The sequence below is a fragment of the Dietzia sp. DQ11-44 genome, from assembly GCF_014145205.1.
Lineage (GTDB): Bacteria > Actinomycetota > Actinomycetes > Mycobacteriales > Mycobacteriaceae > Dietzia > Dietzia natronolimnaea.
Genome location: NZ_JAALEC010000683.1, coordinates 1 through 1,305, shown reverse-complemented (window position 1 = coordinate 1,305; position 1,305 = coordinate 1). Strand labels below are relative to the sequence as shown.

General features: G+C 71.8%; 2 protein-coding genes. Both read left to right on the top strand.

All coding sequences use genetic code 11. The features are described 5' to 3' along the window. A partial coding sequence (locus tag G6018_RS15495; protein ID WP_182640099.1) for a copper chaperone PCu(A)C occupies positions 1-239 on the top strand: 239 nt, incomplete at its 5' end. Further along, positions 232-1,305 (top strand): Dyp-type peroxidase (locus tag G6018_RS15490; protein WP_182640098.1); only part of this gene is annotated, 1,074 nt, incomplete at its 3' end. The genes G6018_RS15495 and G6018_RS15490, both read left to right, overlap by 8 nt.

Genomic DNA, 1,305 nt, shown 5'->3' with positions numbered 1-1,305 from the left:
TCATCCCCGCCGGCGGCGAGCTCGTCCTGGAGCCCGGCGGAAACCACATCATGCTCATGGACCTCGACGAGCCCATCACCACCGGTCAGCAGATCACGCTGACCCTTGAGTTCGACGGCGCCGAACAGGACGTCACAGTCTTCGCGCGCGACTTCCAAGGCGGCGAGGAGGAGTACGTCGGCGGCGGGCACGCCGCTTCCGGCCACGAGGCGCACGGAGGCATGACTCACGATGGCTGACCAGGCCCGACGTGGTCTGATCAGGCGCGGCCTGTCCCGGCGGTCCGTGCTCACCGGCGGCGTCGCGGCCGTGGTGGGCGGCGGCGTCGTCGGGGGCGCCGCGGGCTACGCGGGGCGGGGTGTCGTCGACGACGACGAGGCGATCGCCGACTGGAAGACGGTCGCCGACTCGCGGGTCGTGGGGACCACCACGGAACCGTTCCACGGCCCGCACCAGTCCGGCATCACCACGGCACCGCAGTCACACGCGGCGTTCGTGGCGTTCGACATCATCCCCGGAGCTACACGCACCGAGATCCAGGGCGTCCTGCGCGCCTGGTCCCAGGACGCCGCCCGCCTCACCCAGGGGCGGGGCGGCCTGGCCGATCTCGAGCCAGAGCTCGCCGAGGACCCGGCGCGTCTCACCGTGACGATCGGCCTCGGGCCCGGCTTCTTCGACGCCGCCGGGCTGCCGGAGAAACGGCCGTCTTGGCTCGCGCAATTGCCCGCGTTCCCGCAGATCGACCAGCTAGAGGACCGGTGGTCCGAGGGCGACCTGCTCCTGCAGATCTGCGCCGACGATTCGCTGATCGTCTCGCACGCCGCGCGGATCCTCGCATCCGGCGTGCGGGGTGTCGCACGGCAGCGGTGGGCGCAGCGGGGCTTTCGCAAGGCCGTCGGCACCGACCCCAGCGGGCGGACGCAACGCAACCCGTTCGGGCAGATCGACGGCACCGTCAACCCCACCGAGCAGGATGTGGACTTCGATCAGGTCCTGTTCTCCGACGGCACCTCGTCTGACGGGCAGGTCCAGCGGTGGATGCGGGGTGGGTCCTCGCTCGTGCTGCGGCGGATCCGCATGACGATGGACACGTGGGAGGAGATCGACCGCACCTCACGCGAGCTGAGCGTCGGCCGGCGGCTCGACACCGGCGCCCCGCTGACCGGGGTGCACGAGCACGACCCGGCCGACTTCGACGCGGTCGACGAGGTGGGCCTGCCCGTGATCCCGCCGGAGTCCCACATCGCGCGGGCGCGGCAGCTCGACCGGAGCGAGGCCATGCTGCGGCGGCCGTACACCTACGAC